The sequence below is a fragment of the Gemmatimonadaceae bacterium genome, assembly GCA_016720905.1.
GTDB lineage: Bacteria > Gemmatimonadota > Gemmatimonadetes > Gemmatimonadales > Gemmatimonadaceae > Gemmatimonas.
In genome coordinates this window covers 75,332-92,587 of sequence record JADKJT010000012.1, presented here as the reverse complement: position 1 = coordinate 92,587, position 17,256 = coordinate 75,332, and the positions used below count along the sequence as shown (strand labels likewise).

General features: G+C 64.1%; 16 protein-coding genes. 1 reads left to right on the top strand and 15 read right to left on the bottom strand.

Features of this window, described 5'->3' with window-relative positions; translation table 11 throughout:
- Positions 1 to 43: 43 nt before the first annotated feature.
- Positions 44 to 1,120, top strand: coding sequence for a hypothetical protein (locus IPP90_11785; protein MBL0171394.1), 1,077 nt, complete (start codon positions 44 to 46; stop codon positions 1,118 to 1,120).
- Between the two features lie 19 nt (positions 1,121 to 1,139).
- Here IPP90_11785 and IPP90_11780 read toward each other — a convergent pair whose 3' ends face one another.
- The 15 genes from IPP90_11780 to IPP90_11710 all read right to left on the bottom strand — a co-directional run bounded on the left by IPP90_11780 (position 1,140) and on the right by IPP90_11710 (position 17,205).
- The gene (locus IPP90_11780) at positions 1,140 to 1,796 is read right to left on the bottom strand and encodes a cyclase family protein (protein ID MBL0171393.1); all 657 of its coding nucleotides are present in this window, start codon (positions 1,794 to 1,796) and stop codon (positions 1,140 to 1,142) included.
- Positions 1,797 to 1,857: 61 nt separating this feature from the next.
- Positions 1,858 to 2,634, bottom strand: a complete 777-nt coding sequence (locus IPP90_11775; GenBank protein MBL0171392.1) for a tryptophan 2,3-dioxygenase — start codon at positions 2,632 to 2,634, stop codon at positions 1,858 to 1,860.
- A 25-nt stretch (positions 2,635 to 2,659) separates the two neighbouring features.
- The gene (gene bshB1 / locus IPP90_11770; GenBank protein ID MBL0171391.1) at positions 2,660 to 3,382 is read right to left on the bottom strand and encodes a bacillithiol biosynthesis deacetylase BshB1; all 723 of its coding nucleotides are present in this window, start codon (positions 3,380 to 3,382) and stop codon (positions 2,660 to 2,662) included.
- A gap of 63 nt (positions 3,383 to 3,445) precedes the next feature.
- The gene (locus IPP90_11765) at positions 3,446 to 4,033 is read right to left on the bottom strand and encodes an FtsX-like permease family protein (protein ID MBL0171390.1); all 588 of its coding nucleotides are present in this window, start codon (positions 4,031 to 4,033) and stop codon (positions 3,446 to 3,448) included.
- Positions 4,033 to 4,698 carry an ABC transporter permease gene (locus tag IPP90_11760; GenBank protein MBL0171389.1) on the bottom strand — a complete coding sequence of 222 codons (666 nt, stop codon included), beginning with the start codon at positions 4,696 to 4,698 and terminating at the stop codon, positions 4,033 to 4,035. Before IPP90_11760 ends, IPP90_11765 begins: the two co-directional genes overlap by 1 nt.
- A gap of 1 nt (position 4,699) precedes the next feature.
- Positions 4,700 to 5,944, bottom strand: a complete 1,245-nt coding sequence (locus IPP90_11755; GenBank protein MBL0171388.1) for an ABC transporter permease — start codon at positions 5,942 to 5,944, stop codon at positions 4,700 to 4,702.
- Positions 5,945 to 5,954: 10 nt separating this feature from the next.
- Positions 5,955 to 7,199 carry an ABC transporter permease gene (locus IPP90_11750; GenBank protein MBL0171387.1) on the bottom strand — a complete coding sequence of 415 codons (1,245 nt, stop codon included), beginning with the start codon at positions 7,197 to 7,199 and terminating at the stop codon, positions 5,955 to 5,957.
- An 18-nt stretch (positions 7,200 to 7,217) separates the two neighbouring features.
- Complete coding sequence (locus IPP90_11745) at positions 7,218 to 8,459, bottom strand: ABC transporter permease (GenBank protein ID MBL0171386.1); 1,242 nt, start codon at positions 8,457 to 8,459, stop codon at positions 7,218 to 7,220.
- A gap of 24 nt (positions 8,460 to 8,483) precedes the next feature.
- Entirely contained in the window at positions 8,484 to 9,731 is a 1,248-nt protein-coding gene (locus IPP90_11740) for an ABC transporter permease (GenBank protein MBL0171385.1), read from the bottom strand.
- 27 nt (positions 9,732 to 9,758) lie between these two features.
- A complete protein-coding gene (locus IPP90_11735; protein MBL0171384.1) occupies positions 9,759 to 10,994 on the bottom strand; it encodes an ABC transporter permease in 1,236 nt (411 codons plus the stop codon).
- 1 nt (position 10,995) lies between these two features.
- The gene (locus IPP90_11730) at positions 10,996 to 12,249 is read right to left on the bottom strand and encodes an ABC transporter permease (GenBank protein ID MBL0171383.1); all 1,254 of its coding nucleotides are present in this window, start codon (positions 12,247 to 12,249) and stop codon (positions 10,996 to 10,998) included.
- Between the two features lie 3 nt (positions 12,250 to 12,252).
- A complete protein-coding gene (locus IPP90_11725; GenBank protein ID MBL0171382.1) occupies positions 12,253 to 13,500 on the bottom strand; it encodes an ABC transporter permease in 1,248 nt (415 codons plus the stop codon).
- Positions 13,501 to 13,588: 88 nt separating this feature from the next.
- Positions 13,589 to 14,266 (bottom strand): ABC transporter ATP-binding protein, encoded by a 678-nt coding sequence (locus IPP90_11720; GenBank protein ID MBL0171381.1) that lies wholly within the window; start codon positions 14,264 to 14,266, stop codon positions 13,589 to 13,591.
- Between the two features lie 125 nt (positions 14,267 to 14,391).
- On the bottom strand, positions 14,392 to 15,681 hold the full coding sequence (locus tag IPP90_11715) for an efflux RND transporter periplasmic adaptor subunit (protein ID MBL0171380.1): 1,290 nt from the start codon (positions 15,679 to 15,681) through the stop codon (positions 14,392 to 14,394).
- 12 nt (positions 15,682 to 15,693) lie between these two features.
- On the bottom strand, positions 15,694 to 17,205 hold the full coding sequence (locus tag IPP90_11710) for a TolC family protein (GenBank protein ID MBL0171379.1): 1,512 nt from the start codon (positions 17,203 to 17,205) through the stop codon (positions 15,694 to 15,696).
- Positions 17,206 to 17,256: the final 51 nt, after the last annotated feature.

Genomic DNA, 17,256 nt, shown 5'->3' with positions numbered 1-17,256 from the left:
TCAGGATCCATGGCACCCTTCGGTTGTCCTCCGATCACCCTCCGTGTTCACGACCTGTATTCACTGCACCACCGACCTCGGTAGGAACGAGGCCTTTGAGGCCTTTCCGGTGGGTACGCGTCTGGCGTTTGATGCCGCCCGTGGTCGACTGTGGGTGGTGTGTCGGCAGTGTGACCGCTGGAACCTGTCACCGCTCGAGGAGCGATGGGAGGCGGTCGAACAGGCAGAACGCCGGTTCCGTGACAGCCGGTTGAGGGTGAGCACCGACAACATCGGTCTCGCGCGACTGCGCGAGGGAGTCGATCTCATTCGCATCGGGGCGCCCCAGCGGCCGGAGATGGCCGCCTGGCGATACGGCGATCAGTTCGGCCGACGTCGCAAACGGCAGATGCTGGTGACCGGTGCGGTGCTGGGCAGTGCGACGGCAATCGTTGGCGGCGTGCTGTGGGTTGGCGCGAGTTTTGGCAGTTTCGCCGGCGTCTACGCCAATGGCGGTCTGTGGGACTCGCTCATCAATGGCCGGCCGGGCAAGTCCATCGGGCGCATAGCGCTCGCCGATGGGCGATTGGTGGACGTACAGCGGCGACATGCACGCATGAGTGCCATCGAGCGCAGTGACACCCCCGGTCAGATGCAATTACGACTTGAATCGGTGGCCGGCACGCATATTCTCACCGGCGACGCGGCCATGCGTGCCGCGGCCCGCCTCATGCCAACCGTCAATCGATTCGGTGGCACACGCACTGACGTGCGCGATGCGGTATCACTGCTTGAGGAAGCGGGCGACCCGCTGCGCGTGCTGGCCAACGTGCAGGAACGACACGGCGCACGCGCCAACCAGGAACGCTGGAAGCGAAAGCCCGGAGGTTGGAGCGGCGATGGTCGCGTGAGAAAGTTACCGGGTGCTTTGCATACGCTACCGACCAACTACCGACTGGCGCTGGAAATGGCCCTGCATGAGGAATCCGAGCGGCGCGCGATGGACGGCGAGTTGGCCGATCTCGAGCGCGCATGGCGTGAAGCCGAGGAAATTGCCAAGATCGCTGACGACATGTTCGTGCTGCCGTCCGTGGATGCCGAGATCGAACGGTTGCACCGCCAACGCGAAGCGGATACCTGACGCGCTCGGCAACCCGATGTTACCGATGGTCGGAGCGCGCCCGAAGCATCGCCCGCACCGGCGCGGCATCGGCACCATGCACCGCCAACGGTGGTGCCAGCAACTCGTAGCCGCCCGGCGTGACGTGCGCCAACGCCAGATTCTCCAGCACATACGCGCCGCCCGCAAACAGCGCGTGATGCACAGGAAGCGTTTGACTGGCGCGTCGATCGGCACTCGGCGCATCGCTGCCCCACAACCGCACACCGCGATCCAGCAACCACCGCACGGCCTCAGGGCTCAGCGCGGGCCAATCGTCGGGGAACGTACCCTGCGCAATCGAATAGCCAGTACGGACCAGCAGTCGCATCGTGCGCCGGTCACCAAGCAGCGCGGAAAGCGTCGCGACACTGACGTCGTCCGACACGGGATGGTTGTCCGGCAGTGCGACCACCAGGCACTCGCCAACGAAGATCTCCGCCGGCAATGACTCGCTGGCGGCCCACGCGGACTCCACATGCATTGGCGCATCCGCGTGCGTCCCCACGTGCGGACTGGTCGTGATGACGCCAAGGTTGACACTCTCACCCGCCTCCCGCCGACACGTCCATCCGCACGAGAACGGCACGTCACCCGGCCAGGGCGGCGTGGCGGCAGATAGCGGTATCGAGATATCGATCAGAGTAGCGTCAGTCATCGAATGGGAGATGGAGTACTTGGTACTTGGTACTTGGTACTTGGTACTTGGTACTTGGTACTTAGTACTGAGTACTTCCCCTCCCATAGAACTCACTGCGCACCGCCCACAACGACGGGAAGAAACGTTGCGAGACGGTCCGGGCGAGGTACTTCGCGCCCAGCGTGCCACCCGTGCCGCCGGTGCCCGGTCCGATGATGCGCTCCACCAATTGCACATGCAGGAACCGCCAGCGGGCAAAGCGTTGCTCAAACTCCAGCAGGCCTTCCACCACCAGAAAGAGCGGCGTGGGCCCGGGGCCGGTATACAGCGACTCCAGCGTGACGCCCTCGTGCGCGATGAGGGCTTCCGCGAGCGCCTGCAGTGTGGGTCGCTCGAGGGCGGCCTTGACCGCCGGTGGCGGATCGCCGTGTTCAGTGATCGCCGCCATGAAATGCGGGTCGCGCAAACCGGCGGTCGCTTCGATGGCCCGGAACTGCACGCTCTGCGAACCGCTGGACGAACCCAGATAGCCACGAAACTGCGCGAAGCGTTGCGGCGGCAGGGTGTCCAGGGACGACAATTGCTGCGCGATGATCTCGGTCAGCACATTCACGCGCTGGATGGCCAGCAGCGCCCGCATCGTGTCGAACTGCTGCAGCGCCCCCACCAGCGTGGACAATTCATGCAGCAGCACCTTGAACCACAATTCGCTCGCTTGATGGACGACGATGAACAGCAGTTCGTCGGGGTGTTCCGGCGACGATTGCGGCGTTTGCAGCGCCAGCAGTTCCTCCAATTGCAGGTAACGGCCGTAATCCATGCCGCTTGTGGCGCCGGCGTGTTTCGATTCGCTCATAGGGGAGGCTGCGCGTGGCAGGAGGTCAGAACGTGGAGACACCGAGTGCGGTGACGTCGTCAACGCGCATCGTTTCCTCGGTGAAAAAAGGCTCGCCGTAGCGTACGCGGATGCGTGACCCGTAGTGGGCCGCGTGATGCGTGACCACGTCGTACAGCGATTCGCCATTCGGATAGACCTCCCCGGCCTGCGTCGCCCCGTCGAACTGCGAGGCGTAGCAGCGTATCGCGTCCATCTTGCGCGTGAACTGCTCGCTGATGTCAACAATGAACGTCGGCTTCAGCGCGTCTTCCCGATAGGTGATGACGTGCAGCAGCTTGAACGGCCGGAATGCCGGTGCGTCACCGGGCGCAAACTTCGCCAGCCCCGCCAGAAAGCAGGCGTCCCGCACCAACTCGGTCGCCCGTCGATGATCGGGGTGGCGACCAGTCGGGGCGGGCGCAATCACCACGCGCGGGCGCAACCGCCGGATGGCCTGCGCCAGCAACGCGCGGGTGTCGTCGTCGTTGCGAATGCCCGCATCGGGCAACGCCAGATTCTCCCGCACGGTCAGCCCCATGACGCGCGCCGCCGCGTCGGCCTCTGCCGCGCGCAGTGCGGCCGACCCACGCGTTCCCATCTCGCCCTGCGTCAGGTCCAGCACGCCAACCGCATGCCCGGCATCAACGGCCCGAATCAGTGTGCCGCCGCAGGTCAGTTCCGCATCATCGCGATGTGGCGCGATGGCCAGCAGGTCAAGGTCAGCCATGAGGGAGAGTACGGGCGATGGGGAACGGCGACAAGGTCGGGTGGGGCGAGACGTCGGCAAGCACTACTCGTGGCGCAGCGCCTCGATGGGATCCAGCCGCGAGGCGCGTTGCGCCGGGATCATGCCGAACACGATCCCGATCCCCACGGAGACGGCCACCGCGAGAATGGTAAACGTCAGCGGAACCGGTGCGTCGACATCGAGGGCAAGCGAGGCCACGCGTCCCATCGACAGCCCCACCACAATCCCGATCGCGCCGCCGATCCCGGTGAGGGTCGCTGCCTCGATCAAGAACTGCTGGAGGATATCGCGCCGCGAGGCACCGAGCGCCTTCCGGAGGCCGATCTCGCGCGTGCGACTGGTGACCGACACGGTCATGATGGCCATCACGCCAATGCCGCCAACCAACAGGGCTACGCTCGACAGCACGATCATCACCAGAAAGAAGACCCCGGTAATGCCATTGAAGGTGTCCAACACCTGATCCTGCGTGATCAGGTCGAACGTATTGCCGTCGCGCGGGCGAAGACCGCGCATCTCGCGAAGCTTCATGGTCACCGCACTCTGCGCGTCCGATACGCTCACCCCGTCACGGGGTTTGACCGGAATCCACAAGGCGTTGGTGCGGTCAATCTGGAACTGGTGATCCATCAGCCGATACGGCACCACCGCCCCCACCGATTGGCCGGGGGCGCGAACACGTTGGCCGGTTCCTGCCACAGTCCGATCACTTCCAGCGGCCGGCCGCCTACCCGGACCCAGCGGCCAAGACTCGCTTCCTGTCCGAACAGGCGACGAGCGGTTTCATCCTGCAGCACCACGACCGGTGAACCGGCCAGCAATTCGGTCCGTGAAAACCACCGGCCGCTCAACAATTCGCCATTTTGAATGCGCGTGAAGCCGTCGTCCGCGCCGAAAATCGCCATGGCTTGGGTGCGCGCGCCGTCGGCCTCGATGCGCGCCAGCGTCTGCGCCCAGAGCGATGCGTAGCCGATTTCCGGCAACCGCCGAAGCTGCCCGGCTTCGTCGTCCGAGAGGTCCGGACGAATGCGGACGTCTTTGGGCAGGTTGTCCGGATTGAGCGGTGTCTGCGAGAACTTCTTCATCACGTAGAACGTCGTGGGGCCGGCCACTTCAATCGTCCGGACGATTGAATCGCGAATGCCCTGCACGATGGCCGCCATCGCCATCACGGTGGCGACGCCGATGACGACACCCAGAATGGTCAGCGACGATCGCAACTTGCTCACGCGAAGCGCATCGAAGGCAATGCGAATGTTCTCGCCGAACGCGTCGACGCGCAGGAGTGGCGTCACGTCATGTCTCGGCGCGCATGGCGGTAATCGGGTCCAGTTGCGCCGCGCGCGAGGCCGGGTAGACACCAAACAGGATGCCGATGCCGGCGCCAAGCGTGAGCGACAGCACCACCGACCAGAGACTCACGCGGGCCGGAAGCGGCGACACGGCGGCGATGACGGTGGCCAGTCCCCAGCCCGACGCCACACCCAGCGCGCCGCCCAATACGGCCAGCGTGACGGCTTCGGCCAGAAACTGCTTGCGCACGTCGGCGGAGGTTGCGCCCACGGCCTTTCGTAAACCAATTTCGTGCGTGCGCTCGGTGACGGCCATGAGCATGATGTTCATGATCACGATGCCGCCCACCAGAATGCCGATGGCCACCACGGCGGGCACGACGGCGAACAGCACCTTGGTGAGTTGCTTCCAGAAGTCCACCAAGGCATCGGCGGTGCCGACGTCGAAATTGTCGGCCTCGATCGGACGGAGGCCGCGCGACACCCGCATGGCCTCCTGCGCCCGCGCCATCGCGGGAGCGACATCAGCCGCGTCGCGCATCTTCACGGAAATGGTGGTGGTCTGTCGGCGGCCGTAGATCGCTTCGAAGGCGGAAATCGGCAGCAGGGCAAACCCGTCAAACGACTGCCCCAGTACACGTCCCTTGCGCCCCACCACGCCGATCACGGTGAATCGCTGCCCCATCAACCGAACTTCCTGATCAACGGCCACACCGTCGTCGAACAGCTTGCTGGCCACGTCGGCGCCGATGACGACGACGCGGCGCCGCTCACTCACGTCCGTGTCGCTCAACGGACGACCCGCCGTGAATTTGTAGTCCTGCACAATCTGGAAGCCCGGCGTCACGCCAAACACCTGCACGCTGCCCAGGGTGCGATTCCGCCAGCTCATGTCCGCCTGCGGTGTCGGCCAGCCGGATTGCAGGCTGATGGCGTCAGCGTCGGGCAACGCCGCCCGCACCGCGTCCGCGTCGCGTTCGTCCACGCGAGGGCGTCGCCGCAGCAGGCGGAATTCGTCGTCGTTGAAAAACCCCAGGCTGATGGGAAGACGACGCACCTGAAACGTGTTCATGCCGATCATCGCATCGGCGATGTTCTCCTTCACGTACGCGTTCATCCCCTGGATGATCGCCACCACCGCCACCAGGAACCCCACGGACACCACGATGCCCAGCAGCGTGAAGGCCGTGCGCAGCGGATTGACGCGCAGCTGCTGCAACGACAGCCGGATGACGTCAACGAAGCGCATCGCCGAACCGCTACTCGTGCCGGAGCGCTTCGATCGGATCGAGTTGCGACGCGCGGATGGCGGGGAGCATGCCGAACGCCACGCCCGTGATCGCGCTGGCGATCAGCGCGGTGGCGACGATACTGACCGGCAAGGTGGCTGGGATGGAGCTGTTGCTGCGAATGGCCCAGGCCAGGAGGGCGCCGATCCCGAGACCGATGAGCGCCCCGATACTGGTGAGCGTGGCGGCCTCCACCAGGAACTGCCAGCGAATCGTGCCCGCGGTCGCCCCCAGCGCCTTGCGCACGCCGATCTCACGCGTGCGTTCCGTGACGGAAATCATCATGATGGCCACGACACCCACACCGCCCACCAACAACGCCACCGCCGACAACGCGAGTCCAACGGCGAAGATCGCGCCGAAGAGCTGATCAAACGTCTCCTTGATGCGATCCTGCTCCACTAGATAAAACGTGGCACGCATGCCCGGTTTGAGGCCGCGCCGCGCACGCATGGCCGCCATCACTTCATCCATCACCTGGCTCTGCGTCGCCGTCGCGAATGGACGGACCAGCAGGGTCAGTCCCCCCTTCCAGACATCCAGCGTGCGCACGGAGGCCTGCAGCGGCACAATGGCGCGCGGCGTGTCCGGTCCCTTGCCCTCAAGTGACTTGAGGAATCCCGCCTTGGGTTGATAAATCCCGATCACCGTGAACTGCCGACCGCTGATCATGATCTGCTTGCCGATCGGTTCCGATTCGCCGAACAGCTGCGCTTTGAGCGTGTCGTTCAGCAGCACCACAGGTTGTCCGGCGTCGTACTCGGTGCGCGTGAAGTTGCGTCCCGGGTTGATGTCCGAGGCGTCCACTTCGGGCCACTCCGGACTGTAGGCGTCATAGCCCACGTTGTCGAGACGCACGTTCTTGTAGGCGAAATTACCACTGCCTCCCAGCACACCGATGACATTGGCAATGCCAGGCAGCCGTCCGATCATGTCCCATTCGGCGAACGAAATGGGAGGATTCCGACGGTCCGGACACTTCTCATCCGTGCCATCACAGGCACTGATGCCGCTGCCGCGTCGTTGCACGATGAATGTGGTGGCGCCAATTTCGTCGAGATCCTTCTGGAAGGATTGGCGAATGCCGTTCACCACGGCGCCCATGGCCACGACCACGAACACGCCGATCGCCACACCCGCAATAGTCAGTGCCGCACGCACCTTGTTGGATCGGATCGCGTCAATCGCCATCCCAACACCCTCGAACACCAGCAGCAGTCGATTCATACGGGGCTATTCCTGGCGCAGGGCGGCAATGGGGTCGAGTTGCGACGCGCGACTGGCGGGATACAGTCCGGCCGCAATGCCGACGCCGGCCCCGGTGATGATGGCCGCGGCGATCGACCACGGCGCAACCGCCGCCGGCAACGGCGTTAACGCGGCAATGAGTTCGGCCAGACCCAGACCCAGCCCGATGCCGATCAGCGCGCCAAGGGTGCTGAGCGTTGCCGCTTCCACGAGAAACTGCGACATGATGTCACTGCGCTTGGCCCCCAGCGCCTTGCGCACGCCGATCTCGCGGGTGCGTTCGGCCACGGCCACCAGCATGATGTTCATGATCACCATCGCGCCGACAATCAGGCTGATGGCCGGCAGCGCCGTGCCGAACAGAATGAGTCGTCCTTTCAGCTGATTGATGAAGCCGAAGGCCGCGTCCTGTGTCACGAGCCCGAAGTTGTCCGGCTCGCTGGCGCGCAGTCCCCGGATCGCCCGCAGGGCCCCGCGCGCCGCCTCCACGCCGTCTGCCAGGTCCTCCTGGCGCGGTGCCTGCACGATGAGTGACGAGATATCCCGCTGGGGACGAATGATCCGCCCCATCGGCGACGTATAGGGGGCGATGGCCAGTCGATCGAGCGAGAACCCGAACACCGATCCCTGCTTCTCGACGACGCCGATGACCGTGAAGGGCACACCCGCCACGCGCAACTGACGTCCCTCGGGATTGAGCCCGGGAAAGAAGTGCTCGGCAACCTCGACGCCAATGACGATGACCGTGGCCCCGGCGCGGACTTCCTGATCACTGAACGCGCGCCCCTTTTCCACCGCAAACGTCTTGATCTGGAAATAGTTCGCATCGGTCGCCACCGCCTGCACCTGACGCGGGCGTGACCCCGGCGACGAGGCGTACTTGAACGTCTCGTTGGCGATGCTGGAATTCATGTTGGCCGGGATCGCTGCACGCACCGCATCGATATCGGTCATACGCAGCAGCGGGTTGCGCTGTGCCGTGCGCGCGTCGAATCCCCGGTTGCCGCCGGGTCCCACGTTGTTGAACCGCCGCAACGTGAACGTGTTCTTGCCGATCAGCCGGCCGGCAAAATCCTCTTCGACATAACGACCCATACCCTCCACGATCGACACGACGGCGATGAGGAACATCACGCCAATCGTGACGCCGAGCAGGGTGAAGGCGCTCTTCAGCTTCTGGACACGAAGCTGGGACAGGGCAAGACCGACTGCATCACGGGTTTTCACCCCTCAAAAATAACCCGGCGCGCACTACTCGTGTCGCAACGCCTCGACCGGATCGAGTCGGGCGGCTCGCATCGCGGGGAGCATGCCAAAAACGATACCGGTACCGATGCTGGCCAGAATCGCCGTGACGATTGCCGACGCCGGGATCGATGTCGGCACCGGGGTGTTGGTGCGGACAATCCAGGCCAGTACGGCACCGATGACCAGACCCACTGACGCGCCCACCGAGGTGAGGGTCGCGGCCTCCACCAGGAATTGCCAGAGAATCGTGGCCCTGGTGGCCCCCAGTGCCTTGCGAACCCCGATCTCGCGCGTCCGCTCGGTCACCGAAATCATCATGATGGCTATCACGCCGACGCCACCGACCAGGAGTCCGACCGCAGAGAGGGCCAGGCCGACCATGAAAATGGCCCCGAACAACTGGTCGAATGTCTCCATCATGCGATCCTGCGCGACGAGGGCAAAATTGTTCGGCACACCCGGCTTCAGCCCACGTCGGCCACGCAGGAGCTCGGTGATCGCGTCCATGACCTCCGCCTGCGGGGCGTCCGCCTGCGGCTTCACCATGATCAGCAAACCACGCCGCCACACGTCCAAATGCCGGTATGCCGTCATCATGGGGAGAATCGCGCGCGGCTTGTCTGGCCCGCGACCGTCCATGGTCTTGAGAAATCCCGCCTTCGTATGAAACACGCCGATGACGAGAAACTGTTTGCCTTCAACGGCAATCGCTTTGCCGATAGGATCGGAATCGCCGAACAATCGATTCTTCAGCGTGTCATTGATGACCACCACCTGGGCGCCGGCGTCGTGCTCCGATTGCGAAAAACTTCGTCCGGGTGAGATATCGGCAACATCTGTCTTGATCCAGTCGGTGCTTTGTGCGTCGTAGCCGACATTCGTGACGTGGCGATCCTTGTAGTCGAAATTGGCCTGTCCCGACAACCACGCCGTTGCGGTTTCGACCGTGGACAACTGCTTGATCGATGTCCACTCGGCCAACGTGATTCCGGGATTCTTGCGTTCGGGACAGGTATCGTCAGTTCCGTCGCAATTGTTCATGCCAACGCCGCGACGCCGCACCTGAAAAGACGTGGCCCCGAATTCATCCAGATCCGACTGAAAGCTCTTTCGAATGCCGTGCACGGTGGCCCCCATCGCCACGACCACGAATACCCCAATGGCGACCCCGGCAATCGTGAGGAGCGCCCGTACCTTGTTCGCGCGCATGGCATCGAAGGCCATGCCGATGCCTTCGAATGCCATCAACAATCGATCGATCAGTCGCATGCGCCGCTCCTATTCCTGCCGCAACGCGGCGATCGGATCGAGCCGCGCGGCGCGACTGGCCGGATAAATGCCTGCGGCCACGCCAACGCCGGCACCAACCGAGAGTGCGGCGACAATGGACCAGGGGGCCACGGCGGCCGGCAACGGCGTCGTGGCCGCAATGATCGCCGCCAAGGCAATGCCCAATCCAATGCCGATTGCCGCGCCGACGACGCTGAGCGTCGCGGCTTCCACCAGGAACTGGGACATGATGTCGCGCCGCCGAGCGCCCAGCGCTTTCCGCACGCCAATTTCCCTCGTGCGTTCGGCGACGGCGACGAGCATGATGTTCATGATCACCATCGCGCCGACCACGAGGCCAATCGCCGGCAACGCCGTACCGAAGATCACCATCTTCGACTTGAGTCCGTCGAAGAACGCCATGGCTTCGTCCTGCGTCTCAAGCGCGAAATTGTCGGGCTTCCCCGGCGGCATGCGCCGCGAGGCGCGCATGACTTCGCGCGCCGCATCCATGCCATCGACCACCAAATCGGCGGTGGGCGCCTGCACGATCAGACTTTCGATGTCACCACTCGGGCGAATCGCTCGTGACAAGGGGCTGGTATACGGTGCGATGGCGAGACGGTCGAGAGAGAAACCGAAAATGGCGCCCTGCTTCTCAATGACGCCGATCACCTCATACGGCACGCCCGCCAGGCGAATCTCCCGCCCAATCGGGTCCAACCCGGCGAAGAAATGCGAAGCGACCTCAACGCCAATCACCACGACCCGCGACCCCGCGGCGACTTCCTGCGGTCCGAACGCGCGCCCGGTGGTGACGTTGAATTTCTTGATCGTGAAGTAGGCCGCTTCCGTGGCCACCGCCTGCACGTCGCGTGGCCGATTGTTTGGCGAGTCGGCCTTCATGAACGTCTCGCTCGTGATCGCGGACTGCGAACCCGGGGGCAGCGCACCACGCACCATCCGCGCATCGGTGGGATAGAGCCGCGGTCGTCGCATGATCTCGCGCCAGTCGAGATTGTCGTCGGTGTTGAAGTCGTTCCAGCGACGCAGGGTGAACGTGTTTACCCCGAACAGCTTGCCGGCGAAGTCGTTCTCCACGTACCGGCTCATCCCCTCGACGATGGACACCACCGCAATCAGGAACATCACCCCGATGGTGACGCCGATGAGCGTGAAGAAGCTCTTCAGTTTCTGGACACGAATGGTGTTGAGTGCGAGGCGAACCGCTTCCAGGAATGGCATGCTATTCGTACCGGAGCGCGTCGACGGGATCGAGTCGCGCGGCGCGCGACGCGGGGAGCAGGCCAAACAAGACACCCGTGATGGCGCTGGCTCCCAGCGCCACCACCACGGCCCACGGCGGAATGGAAGCCTCGATGGGTGAGTAACTGCGAATGCCGACGGCGGCCAGCCATCCCACGAACAGACCGATGGCCCCGCCGATGCCGGTCAGCGTCGCCGCCTCCACCAGGAACTGCCACAGGATGGTGCCGCGCGTGGCGCCCAGGGCCTTGCGCACGCCGATCTCCCGCGTGCGCTCGGTGACCGAAATCATCATGATGGCCACCACGCCCACGCCGCCGACAATCAGCCCCACACCGGACAACGCGATCATCACCAGGAAGAACAAGCCGAAGATCTGGTTGTACGTGTCGAGCAACTTGTCCTGCGTGATGATGGCGAATGACGACTCCTGCGAGGGACGCAATCCGCGCTGGCCGCGCATGGAGGCCGTCACGTCGTCCACCACCTCGTCGCGCGTGACATCGGCCCGCGGCAGGACAGCCAGCCCAATGCCACTCGCGCGGGCGCCGAGATAGCGGATCAGGGCCTGGACGGGGACGACGGCCTTGGGGCGTTCGCCGCCGGACAGAAAACTGGCGTTGTCCTTGTACACCCCGATGACTTCGAACGGCACGCCGTTGAGCATGATGCTCTTGCCGATCGGGTCGAGATCGCCCAGCAATCGCTCGACCATCAGCGTGGACAGCACTGCCACCCGCGCCCCGGTGCGCGCCTCGGCCGCGGTGAACGCGCGGCCCGGAAAAATGTCCGGCGCGCCAATGGTGGTCCACTCGGCGGAATATCCCTCGATACTGGTCTGCGACAGTGCGCGATCGCGATAGCGCGCCGCCGCCGACCAGTCCAGGCGTTCGCCAACCGCTTCAATCGTGCTCAGTCGACGCAGCGTTTCCACTTCGTTGGAGCGAATGGGCGGATTGCGCAGCCACGCGCAGGTGTCGTCCGACCCATCGCATCCCTCGAACGAGATGGGATAGCGACTCACGAAGAATGTGGTGGGACCCGTGCTGGCAAAGTCGCGCGCAACCGACTGGTTGATGCCGTGAATGGCCGCCGAAATCGCCACCACCACGAACACGCCCACCGCGATGCCAAGAATGGTGAGGCCGGCGCGCATCTTGTTGGCACGGCACGCGTCGATGGCAATGCGGACGCCTTCAGTGACGGCGAAGAGCCGGAACGATCCGAGGGCCATGCGTTACTCCTGACGCAGGGCGTCGATGGGATCCAGCCGCGACGCTCGGCTGGCGGGATAGACCCCCGAGACGATACCGACGCCCGCGCCCAGCGCGATGCCCACCACGATGGACCATGGTGCCACACTGGCCGGCAATGGCGTCAATGCCGCCAGCAACTCGGCCAGACCAATACCGAGCCCCACACCGATGGCAGACCCCACCGTCCCCAGCGTCGACGCTTCGATGAGGAACTGCGCCATGATATCGCGCCGCCGCGCGCCCAACGCCTTGCGAATGCCGATCTCGCGCGTGCGCTCGGACACGGCCACCAGCATGATGTTCATGATCACGATGGCGCCCACCACCAGTCCAATCGCCGGCAGGGCAATGCCGGCCAGCACGAGGTACCGCTTGATCTTGTTCCAGAATTCCAGCGCCGAATCGGCCGTTTGCAGCGAGAAGTCATCCTTCTGGCCGGGGCGCAATTGATGGACGCCGCGCATGGTCGCCCGCACGAGCTCCATCGTTTCCTTCATCGCCACATCACTGGGCGATTGAATCGCCACGGCATCGACAATGTTGGGGCGGCTGTTCAGCAACCGGCGAATGGGCGATCGCCACGAGGCCACGAGGAAATTGTCGAAGGACATGCCGAACACCTTGCCCTGCGATTCGGCAATCCCAACGACCTTGTACGTCACGCCACCCATCCTGATGTCGCGCCCGAGGGGGTCCAGCCCCGGGAACAGTCGTTCGGCGGCGTCCAAACCCAACACGACGGCCTTCTCACCGCGCGCCAGCTCCTGTTCGGACAGGGCTCGGCCGGCGGTGACGCCGAGTTTCTTGACCTCGAAGTACTGGCCATCGACGGCGAGCACGCGCACCTGTCGCGGCTTGCTGCTGACGGATGAGGTGGCGGAGACCTGGTCTTCACTCGAGAGGTACCACTTCACGTCGGCGGGCAGGTCGCGCACCACGGGCGGCACATCGGTGATGTCGAGTCGCGGGCGTTTGCGCAGTTCTTCCCACTGCGCTTCGTCGACATCGCCGATGTTGATGTTCGGGCGACTCCGCAATTCGAACGTGTTGACGCCAATCAGTTTGCCGATCAGGTCCTCCTCCAGGTACTTCCCCATCCCTTCAACGATGGAGACCACGGAGATGAGGAACATCACGCCGATGCAGACACCGAGCAGCGTGAACGCACTCTTGAGTTTCTGGACGCGGATGGTGGTCAGCGCCAACCGGACTGCTTCGAAAAAGTGCATCTACGCGCCTCGCGCCGCTGGGGTCTGCGAGGAGATACGGCGCCCGGCGCGCAGAGTTTCGCGCCGGGGATGCACCACGACGTGGCGCCTAGTGCACGCGCTCGCTGCCGATCTTCAGGGCGTACTGCGCGCTGCTTTCGTCACTGGAAATGACGCCGTCGCGTAACACAATGACACGTTTGGCATGCACGGCAATGTCCGGTTCGTGCGTGACCATCACCACCGTCTGTCCGTTGCTGGCCAACTCCTCGAAGACCCGCATGATCTCCTCGGAGGTCTGCGAGTCGAGGTTACCGGTGGGTTCGTCTGCCAGCAGGATGGACGGACGATTGACCAGGGCGCGCGCGATGGCGACACGTTGACGCTGACCGCCGGAGAGTTCGTTGGGACGGTGGCTGATACGACTGCCCAATTGCACCCGCTCCAACGCTTCCGTCGCGCGCTTCTTGCGCTCGTCGGACGACACACCGGCATACACCAGTGGCAACTCTACATTCTGGAGCGCGGTGGCACGGGGGAGCAGGTTGAACGTCTGGAAGACGAATCCGATTTCCTTGTTGCGCACGCGGGCGAGCGCATCGTCGGACATCGTGGACACGAGCATGCCGTTCAGCCAGTACTCACCCTCATTCGGCGTATCGAGGCAGCCGATGAGATTCATGAGTGTGGACTTGCCGGAACCCGACGGACCCATGATGGCGACGTACTCGTTCCGCCGAATCGCGAGGTCGACGCCGCGCAGCGCGCGCACGATTTCACCACCCATGTCGTACTGCCGCTTGAGCCCGCGCGTCACGATGACCCAGTCCTTGTCCGGAGTGGCGCCGGTGGTCGAGACGACCGCGCGACGTTCCCCGGTGGTGCTGAGACCGATGTCGTCGAGTGTATTGCTCACGATTTCTTTCCGGTGGCCGGTGTTTTCTTGTCTTCAGGCTTGGCGGTGCGAATCAAGGCACCGTCCTTAAGCTCCCGGATGGCCTGATACGTTCCCGCGACGATGGTTTCGCCGGCCTTGAGCCCTTCCAGCACTTCGAAGTGGCGCTCGCCGGCGATACCCACCTTTACGGTCCGGAAGCTCACTTTGTTGTCCGCCCCCACCACGAAGACCCCTTCCACGTCCCGCTTGCCTACTTCCTTGGCCGGCTGGGCACGGCCAACCGTCACCGCCGTGTCGGCGTTGGGCAGCTTTTCGTTCTCGCGCACCGTGAGGGCGATGATCGGAATGGACAGCACCTTGGTGCGGCTGGCCGTGACGATCTTGGCCGTAGCCGAGAAGTCCGGACGCGTGTCCACCGGCGGATTGAGGAGTTGAACGCGCACCTCGTAGTCGATGGCCTGGTCGCCCGTGTTGGTCGCGGCGGACTTGGTCACTGAACTGTTGGAAATCTCCACCACGTGCCCGATAAAGGTGGTGTCGGGGAAGGCGTCGATCTGGATCAGGGCCGAGTCGCCGACGCTGATGCGCGCCACGTCGGTTTCATCGACCTTCACCTTGGTTTCCAGCACACTCATGTCGCTGATCGTCAGCAATGTCGCGGCATCTTTGTTGAGCGTGCCCATGATGGCCGTTTCACCCTCTTCCACGTTCAGTCGCGTGACCTTGCCGCTCATCGGGGCGATGATGGTCGTCCGGCTGAGTGCCTGCTTGGCGTCACGCACCGATGCGACCGCCTGCTCGACACCAAACGTCGCCGCTTCGAACTGGGCCTTGTTGACGTCGGCCTGGGTACGCAACTGCTCGAGCTGATCATCGCTCACCAACGTGGGCGACTGTTTCCTGATGTTTTCCGACCGCTCAAAGTTCTTCTGTGACTGGATCAGATTGGCCCGCGCCTGCGCCGCCTGTGCGCGCGTGGATGCCAACCCAGCCTCAACGCACTGCAACACGGCGGTCACTTGCTCAAGATCGATCTGTAGCAGGAACTGGCCCTTCTTGACCAAGTCGCCTTCCTTCACCGACAGGCGCACGATCTTGCCGGTGACGTCGGCGCTGACGTCAACCTTCGTGCGCGGCTGGATCTGGCCGCTGGCCGTCACCGACGCGACGAGATCACGCGCTTCCACCGCTTCGGTGCGTACCTCAACCGCGGTGGTCTGTCCCTTCTTCCAACTCATGTAGCCCAGGCCGCCCACGGCCCCGACGACAACGACTGCGATGGCGATTTTTGCCGTATTGGTCATGAACTATTCCGGTTAACGAAGAGGACGGCCCACGGCCGCTTCGAGCGTCGTGAACGCCCGTTGAACATCGTAGACAGCGGTGATGCGATCGGTTTCCGCGCGCTCGTAGTCGCCACGCGCCTGCTGCAGGTCGACAATGCTGGCCAGCCCCACTCTGTAACGCTCGGAGGCCAGCGCCAGTGCCGTCCGGGCCGTGCGCACATTTTGCTCCTGCAGCGTCACGGTTTGCTGGGCCGCGGTCAGCGTCATGAATGCGGCGGTGACATCTGCCACGACGCGCAGCTCCTGTCCGCGCAGGTCGTTCTGTGCATTGCGGCGTGACACGCCGGCCTGCTCGATCTGCTGTTCTCGCCGGAACCCGTTGAAAATGGGCAGTGAGAACGAGGCGGACAGGCTGTACGGGTTGCGCGTGAAATCGAACGGGTACTTGGACTGGCCATCGCGAATGGCCTGTTCGGAGGCCGGCGTGAAGGCGATGGCGTTGCAAGCCGTGAGATTGTTGGCCAGTCCCACGGCGGCGCGCACTTCTTCCGAGCGGATGCAGCTGGATTTCGACGATAGCGCACTGGCTTGCCCCTGTGAAATCAGCAGGCCGGTGTTGGTGTACCGATTGGTAAACGCCGACAAGCTGGCGTTCAACGACAGCGAGGGGAAATACGCGCTACGCGCCGACGCGACATTGCGCGCGGCCACCTCTTCGCGGGCCCGCAGCGCTTCGATCTGCGGATTGGACTTGCGGGCCCGCTCGAGGATGGAGGCCATGTCCAGCGCCGGTGTGGCCGGCAAGTTGGGATCGAGCGTGGCGCCGGCCACGGGGTCGATACCGATCTGCTGGAACAGTCGCACAATCTCGATGGCAGCCTGATTCCGCTGGTTGAGCGCGGCCACGCGCTGCTGTCCGTTGGCCACTTCGGCCCGCTGCACATCGAGTTGCGTACCCGAACCAACCTGCAGTCGCGCCTGCGCCAGTTGCAGCTGGACGGCCGTGGTGGCCACCAGCGTGTCCTGCAGCGCCGCGCGGGCCTGCGCCTGCAATGCCGTCAGATACTGTGTGGTGACGTCGTTCTTCACCCGTTGTTCGGCCGCCGCAATATCCGCTTCGGTGGCTTCCTGTCCGGCCTTCGCGGCCCGTCGATCCTGCAGACTCGCCATGGACAGGTTCATCGAGGCCGATCCGCTGACGTCGCTGGTCAGCTGGTCGTTGGTGGCACCGAATGCCTGGCCGCCGAAGAACTGCTGGCGGCCTTCACGATAGCCGGCACCAAAGCTCGTGTTGACGTTGGGCAGGAACGCGCCGTTGGCGGCCCGCACCTGAGCGGCCGCGTTCTGCCGCGCGGTCACCGAGTTCTGGAATGTCGGGTTGTTCTTGCGTGCCAGGGCTATGGCGTCAGCGAGCGTCAGCACACCGCCCGCAGTGGGAGCGGCCTGCGCTTGCAGGGGCGCAGTGGCCAGAATGCCAACACAGGAAGCCAGCGCGATCGCGAGGGCGTGAATACGCATGAGTACGGGGCGAGAGGAGGTCATGGACAGGGGGCCGTACGATCTTGTTGTTGGGACGGTTTCAAGCCGCTGGCC

Coding starts and splice junctions, on each gene's coding strand:
- IPP90_11780 (MBL0171393.1), bottom strand. CDS start 1,796: ATGACTGACGCTACTCTGATCGATATCTCGATACCGCTATCTGCCGCC.
- IPP90_11775 (MBL0171392.1), bottom strand. CDS start 2,634: ATGAGCGAATCGAAACACGCCGGCGCCACAAGCGGCATGGATTACGGC.
- bshB1 (MBL0171391.1), bottom strand. CDS start 3,382: ATGGCTGACCTTGACCTGCTGGCCATCGCGCCACATCGCGATGATGCG.
- IPP90_11765 (MBL0171390.1), bottom strand. CDS start 4,033: ATGGATCACCAGTTCCAGATTGACCGCACCAACGCCTTGTGGATTCCG.
- IPP90_11755 (MBL0171388.1), bottom strand. CDS start 5,944: ATGCGCTTCGTTGACGTCATCCGGCTGTCGTTGCAGCAGCTGCGCGTC.
- IPP90_11735 (MBL0171384.1), bottom strand. CDS start 10,994: ATGCCATTCCTGGAAGCGGTTCGCCTCGCACTCAACACCATTCGTGTC.
- IPP90_11730 (MBL0171383.1), bottom strand. CDS start 12,249: ATGGCCCTCGGATCGTTCCGGCTCTTCGCCGTCACTGAAGGCGTCCGC.
- IPP90_11725 (MBL0171382.1), bottom strand. CDS start 13,500: ATGCACTTTTTCGAAGCAGTCCGGTTGGCGCTGACCACCATCCGCGTC.
- IPP90_11720 (MBL0171381.1), bottom strand. CDS start 14,266: ATGGGTGGTGAAATCGTGCGCGCGCTGCGCGGCGTCGACCTCGCGATT.
- IPP90_11715 (MBL0171380.1), bottom strand. CDS start 15,681: ATGACCAATACGGCAAAAATCGCCATCGCAGTCGTTGTCGTCGGGGCC.
- IPP90_11710 (MBL0171379.1), bottom strand. CDS start 17,205: ATGACCTCCTCTCGCCCCGTACTCATGCGTATTCACGCCCTCGCGATC.